The sequence below is a fragment of the Streptomyces sp. NPDC056948 genome (genome assembly GCF_042674225.1).
Taxonomy (GTDB): Bacteria; Actinomycetota; Actinomycetes; order Streptomycetales; family Streptomycetaceae; genus Streptomyces; species Streptomyces purpurascens.
Window position 1 is genome coordinate 1 of the sequence record NZ_JBHUQX010000494.1, and the last position, 6,254, is coordinate 6,254.

The window sequence follows — 6,254 nt, forward strand, 5'->3', positions numbered from 1 at the left end:
GTTGAGGATCGAGATGAGCCTCAGGAACTCCAGGTAGATCCACACCAGCGTCAGCGTGAGGCCGAAGGCCGCGAACCACGCCTCCTCGCGCGGAGCGCCGTAGGCGATGCCGTCCTCGACCTGCTTGAAGTCCAGGGCGAGGAAGCAGGCGCCGAGGAGGATGCCGATGATGCCGAAGATGACACCCATGGCACCGCTGCGGAAGCCGAGGCCGTCACCGCCGCCGAACACCGCGAACAGCAGGTTCACGGTCATCAGCAGGATGAAGCCGAGCGCGGCCGCCATCACGAAGCCGTAGAAGCGGCGGTTGACGCGGATCCAGCCGGCCTTGTACGCGATCAGCACACCGGCGAAGACCGCCATGGTGCCGATCACGGCCTGCATGGCCGCGCCGTCGGCGATGCGGTTGTCGACGATGTTGGAGACGACGCCGAGGAAGACACCCTCGAACGCGGCGTACGTCAGGATCAGCGCGGGCGAGGCCTTGCGCTTGAAGGACTGCACGAACGCCAGGACCATGCCGATCAGCGCGGCGCCGATACCGATGCCGTAGCTACGGCTGATGTTGGCGTCGTCGATCGGCAGCAGGGCCCAGGAGAGCGCGGCGGTGAGGATGAGCACACCGAGCGTGCTCGCCGTGCGCAGGACGACGTCGTCGATGGACATCCGGCCGGTGGTGGCCGGCGCCTGCGGCGGCGCGCCGTGCTGCAGGTCCTGCTGGGCGTAAGGGTTCTGCGCGTAAGGGTTCTGCGCGTACTGGTCGCCCGTCGGCTGCGCGTACGGGTTGCCCTGCGTGGCGACAGCGGGACCCCCGGCCTGCGGCGCGGTGTTGAAGCCCGCGTAGCCGTTGTCGCGGCTGAACCCCCGTCGCGAGAAGACCGGGTTTCTGCTCCTCATTTCACTCCTCCATGGCCACACGTCGTGGCCTTGGCTCAAGAGTAATAGGTAGGCAAAGGAATGACCCTAGTGCTTGGGTAGGATCTTTCCCTCGTCGTGCTGCGCAACACGCTACGCGGCTTCGTGATTCCCCTCACCGGAGGGGGTCATTCATCACCTCGTCCGAACCTCGCCCGAACGGGAAGCCCGTGTACCCCTCCGCCAGGTCGGTCTCGGCGGCGCGGGAGGAGGCGATCCGGTCCAGCCGGGCGAGCTGGAGCCGGTCCTCGAAGCCGGTCGCGCCGGGGGCGCGGTGCAGAAGGGTCGTCATGTCGTAGGAGAACCGCTCGGCCTGCCAGATCCGGCGTAGGCAGGTCTCCGAGTAGGCGTCCAGCAGTGCCGCCGAACCGGTCTCCTCGCGGTGCGTCAGGGCCCGCGCGAACGTCACGACGTCGCCGACGGCGAGATTCAGCCCCTTGGCTCCGGTCGGCGGCACGATGTGCGCCGCGTCACCGGCGAGGAAGAGGCGGCCGTGGCGCATGGGCTCGTGGACGTAGGAGCGCATCGGGGTGACGGACTTCTGGGTGACCGGGCCGCGCTCCAGGCGCCAGTCGTCGGCGGTCTCGAAGCGGCGCTCCAGCTCGTCCCAGATCTCCTCGTCGCTCCACGCCTCGGCGTCGGTGCCGTCGGGCACCTGGAGGTAGAGCCGCGAGACGGACGGCGAGCGCATGGAGAGCAGGGCGAAGCCGCGGTCGTGGCGGGCGTAGACGAGCTCGTCGTGCGAGGGCGGTACGTCGGCGAGGATGCCGAGCCAGCCGAAGGGGTACGTCCGTTCGAAGACTTGGGTCAGTTCGGCCGGGATCGCCCTGCGGGCCACGCCCCAGAAGCCGTCGCAGCCGACGACGTACTCACACTCCAGGACGTCCTCGCGGCCCTCGTGCCGGAAGCGGACGCGCGGGGCGTCGGTGCCGGCGTCCTCCACGGCCAGCGCCTCCGCCTCGAACAGCAGCGGGCCGCCCTCCCGGAGCTGGAGGGCGATGAGGTCCTTGCAGACCTCGGTCTGGGCGTAGACCATCACGGACCGGCCCCCGGTGAGGGCGGGGAAGTCGACGCGGTGGCGTCGGCGGTCGAAGCGCAGTTCGATGCCGTCGTGGCGCAGACCCTCGCGGTCCATGCGCTCCCCGGCGCCGGCCGCGCGCAGCACGTCCGCCGTGCCCTGCTCCAGAATCCCGGCTCGCTGCCGCCGTTCGACGTAGGCACGGTCGCGGCTCTCCAGCACGACCGAGTCGATGCCGGCGTTGTGGAGCAGCCGGGCGAGGAGGAGGCCGGCGGGGCCGGCTCCGATGATGCCGACGGTGGTGCGCATCGGGCACCTTCTCTCACTCTTGTTCGTGTGGTGAAAATTATTTCACTACTGTCGGATGTGAGTTTCCGACGGCATGCGCCCGCTGTCAACGGGCATGCCGTGAACTCTTCAATGAACCATGCAGGAGTCGGAAGGTGCCCGGAGCCGGACTCGAACCGGCACGCCCGCGAAGGGGCAGCGAGGTTTAAGCTCGCCGTGTCTGCATTCCACCATCCGGGCAGGCCATGGGCTCCGCGTCGAGGTTCCGAGACTATCGGGACGGATCCCCCGAACAGCGGAAGCACGGACCGATGTTGTCTTATTTTATTGACGTCTGAGGGTGCATCAGCACACGGAACACGCCATCCGCACTTGCCAATAGCCTTACGTGCGGCGATGGGCGCCGCATGCGGAATGACGGAATTTCACCGCCCGAACGAGGGCACTCCACCTGTTCTCGACATCGTCACCCCTCAGGTACCCGACACCGGGGCCACTCAGGGGCGTTCGTCATCCCCAGGTATGACACCGCCGCTCGCGGTCAGACCGAAGTCGGCCCTCGGAACGGGAACTGCGGGTGACTACACGGCGGCGGGGGACCCGGACGATGGATCACGTCCTCCCGACACCATCGCCGTCCCGACAGGAGTGCCATCCCGTGACCACCGCTTCCCTCGCCGACCGGGCCACCACCGTGGCCGCGCGCGCCACGGATCTCTCGAAGATCTACGGGCAGGGTGAGACCCAGGTGGTCGCCCTGGACCGCGTCTCCGCCGACTTCCGGCAGGCCGAGTTCACCGCGATCATGGGCCCCTCGGGCTCCGGCAAGTCGACCCTGATGCACTGCGTGGCCGGTCTCGACTCCTTCTCCTCCGGGTCGGTGCGCATCGGCGACACCGAGCTCGGCTCCCTGAAGGACAAGCAGTTGACCAAGCTGCGCCGGGACAAGATCGGCTTCATCTTCCAGGCGTTCAATCTGCTGCCGACCCTGACGGCCCTGGAGAACATCACCCTCCCGATGGACATCGCGGGCCGTAAGCCGGACAAGCAGTGGCTGGACTCCGTCATCCGGATGGTCGGCCTGGCGGACCGGCTGGGCCACCGGCCCTCGCAACTGTCGGGCGGTCAGCAGCAGCGCGTCGCCGTGGCGCGGGCGCTGGCCTCCAGGCCCGAGATCATCTTCGGTGACGAGCCCACCGGCAACCTCGACTCGCGCTCCGGCGCCGAGGTGCTGGGCTTCCTGCGCAACTCCGTGCGGGAGCTGGGCCAGACGGTGGTGATGGTGACTCACGACCCGGTGGCCGCGGCCTACGCGGACCGGGTCGTCTTCCTCGCGGACGGCCGGATCGTGGACGAGATGCACGGGCCCACGGCCGATTCGGTGCTCGACCGCATGAAGGCGTTCGACGCCAAGGGCCGCACCAGCTGATCCCCCGTCAGGACCGACAGGACTGAGAAGAAGAACCCATGTTCCGTACCGCCTTGCGCAACGTGCTCGCGCACAAGGCCCGGCTCCTGATGACCGTCCTCGCCGTGATGCTCGGCGTGGCCTTCGTGTCGGGGACCCTGGTCTTCACCAACACCATCTCCGACGCCTTCCAGAAGAGCTCCGCCAAGGGCTTCGACCGGGTCGACGTCGCCGTGACAGCGGACTACCAGGACTCCGAGGGCGACCGGGTCGGCAAGGTCCACGAACTGAACCGGGCCGTGCTCGACAAGAGTGAGCGGGTTCCCGGTGCCGCGTCCGCCATCGGGGTCGTGCAGGGCTTCACCGCCATCGCCGACAAGGACGGCAAGCTGATCGGCGAGGGCTTCCAGTCGCAGGGCGGCAACTACTGGGGTGCCGACGATCCCCGCTACCCGCTGGCGAGCGGGCACGCGCCCAAGGGCGCGGGCGAGATCCTCATCGACTCGGAGACGGCCAAGCGCGCCGGGTACGAGGTCGGCGACACCGTACGCATGTCGGTCGACGGGCCGGTCCTGACCCCGAAGATCGCCGGCATCTTCACCACCGACGACGGCAATGTCGCGGCCGGCGGCAGCCTGACCCTGTTCGACACGGCGACCGCGCAGCAGCAGTTCGGCAAGGCGGGCGTCTACGACCAGATCGACGTCAAGGCGAAGCCGGGCGTCTCGCAGGCCGCCCTCAAGGCGGAGCTGGACAAGGCGCTGCCCGGGGACACCGTCCAGACCACCACCGGCCAGGAGCTCGCCGACGAGCAGGCGGACACCATCGCCCGCTCGATGAGCGGCATGCAGACGGCCCTGCTGGTCTTCGCCGGCATCGCCCTGTTCGTCGGCACGTTCATCATCGCCAACACCTTCACCATGCTGGTCGCCCAGCGCACCAAGGAGCTGGCGCTGATGCGGGCGGTCGGTGCCTCGCGCCGGCAGGTGACGCGGTCGGTGCTGATCGAGGCGTTCGTGGTCGGCGCGGTCGCCGCCGTGACCGGTCTGGTCGCGGGCATCGGCATCGGGGCCGGACTGCGCTCCCTGATGGGCTCGTTCGGCGCGACCGTGCCCGGCGGCCCGCTGATCATCAAGCCGGCCACGATCGCCGCCGCGTTCGCCGTCGGCATCCTGGTGACCATGCTGGCGGCGTGGCTGCCGGGCCGCCGGGCCGCGAAGATCCCGCCGGTCGCGGCCATGAGCAGCGTGCACGCCAAGTCCACGACCAAGTCGCTGGTGCTGCGCAACACGCTGGGCACCCTGTTCTCGGCCGCGGGCATCGCGGTGGTCCTGGTGGCCACGACCATGGACGGCTCGGACGGCCAGATGCCGATGGGCCTCGGCGCGGTGCTGCTGATCATCGGCGTGTTCATCCTGACCCCGCTGCTGTCCCGCCCGCTGATCGCCGCCGCGGCGCCGGTGCTGCGCGCCTTCGGCGTCTCCGGCAAGCTGGCCCGGCAGAACTCGGTGCGCAATCCGCGCCGTACGGCCGCCACCGCCTCCGCGCTGATGATCGGCCTGACCCTGATCACCGGTATGACGGTGACGGCGGGCAGCCTCCAGCAGGCCATCGACAAGATGGCGGCGTCCGCGATCAAGGCGGACTACGTGGTGTCCATGGCGAACGGCAACCCGCTGTCCCCGGACGTCGAGAAGAAGCTGAAGCAGACCGACGGCGTCACCGCCACCAGCGCGATGACCAACGCCGTGGCCCGTGTCGACGGCAAGACCGACGAGTACCTGACCGGCGTCAACGGCGCCGCGATCGGCGAGCTGGCCGGCCCGAAGGTCGACGACGGCTCCTTCAAGGTCGGCGGCTCCCAGGTCGTCGTGGACAGCACGACCGCCGAGTCCAACCACTGGAAGGCCGGTTCGAGCTTCAGCGTCGCCTTCGAGGACGGCAAGAAGCAGCGGCTCACCGTCGCCGGGACCTACGAGAGCAACGAGTACCTCAGCGGCATCCTGCTCGACCAGGCGACGCTCGCGCCGCACACGTCCGACCCGTACGTCATGAAGGTCATGGCGAAGACCTCCGGCGGCGCGTCCGCCGCGGCGCAGGACAAGCTGGAGAAGGCCCTCGACAACAACCCGGCGATCAAGGTCCAGGACAAGAAGGACATCTCCAACGAGATCGCGCAGATGTTCACGCTGATGCTGAACATGCTCTACGGACTGCTCGCCATGGCCGTGATCGTGGCGGTCCTCGGGGTCATCAACACCCTGGCCATGTCGGTCTTCGAGCGCTCCCAGGAGATCGGCATGCTCCGGGCGATCGGCCTGGACCGCAAGGGCATCAAGCGGATGGTCCGTATGGAGTCCCTGGTGATCTCGCTGTTCGGCGGGGTGCTGGGCATCGGCCTGGGCGTGTTCTTCGGCTGGGCGGCCGGTGAGTTGCTGGCCTCGAAGATGCCGACCTACGCGCTGGTCCTGCCCTGGGCCCGGATGGGTGTCTTCCTGCTGCTGGCCGCGACGGTGGGTGTCCTCGCGGCACTGTGGCCGGCCCGGCGGGCGGCCCGGCTGAACATGCTGGAAGCGATCAAGGCGGAATAGCGAGAACCGCGGAGGCCCCCTTTCCCACCGACGG

General features: G+C 68.8%; 4 protein-coding genes and 1 tRNA gene. 2 read left to right on the forward strand and 3 right to left on the reverse strand.

Features of this window, described 5'->3' with window-relative positions; translation table 11 throughout:
• The 3 genes from ACFTZL_RS39255 to ACFTZL_RS39265 form a co-directional block, all read right to left on the reverse strand.
• Positions 1-897: Bax inhibitor-1/YccA family protein (locus ACFTZL_RS39255; protein ID WP_382593588.1), on the reverse strand; the 897-nt coding region annotated here is incomplete at its 3' end.
• A gap of 133 nt (positions 898-1,030) precedes the next feature.
• Entirely contained in the window at positions 1,031-2,242 is a 1,212-nt protein-coding gene (locus ACFTZL_RS39260; protein WP_382593591.1) for a 4-hydroxybenzoate 3-monooxygenase, read from the reverse strand.
• Positions 2,243-2,377: 135 nt separating this feature from the next.
• Positions 2,378-2,461 (reverse strand) — tRNA-Leu (locus tag ACFTZL_RS39265).
• Between the two features lie 418 nt (positions 2,462-2,879).
• Between ACFTZL_RS39265 and ACFTZL_RS39270 the strand changes: the two genes are divergently transcribed.
• Positions 2,880-3,650, forward strand: coding sequence for an ABC transporter ATP-binding protein (locus ACFTZL_RS39270; RefSeq protein ID WP_382593594.1), 771 nt, complete (start codon positions 2,880-2,882; stop codon positions 3,648-3,650).
• A 38-nt stretch (positions 3,651-3,688) separates the two neighbouring features.
• A complete protein-coding gene (locus ACFTZL_RS39275; RefSeq protein ID WP_382593597.1) occupies positions 3,689-6,220 on the forward strand; it encodes an ABC transporter permease in 2,532 nt (843 codons plus the stop codon).
• Positions 6,221-6,254 lie beyond the last annotated feature (34 nt).

Excerpts from the sequence above, each read along its gene's own strand:
- ACFTZL_RS39260 (WP_382593591.1), bottom strand. The coding sequence starts at position 2,242 with ATGCGCACCACCGTCGGCATCATCGGAGCCGGCCCCGCCGGCCTCCTC.
- ACFTZL_RS39275 (WP_382593597.1), top strand. The coding sequence starts at position 3,689 with ATGTTCCGTACCGCCTTGCGCAACGTGCTCGCGCACAAGGCCCGGCTC.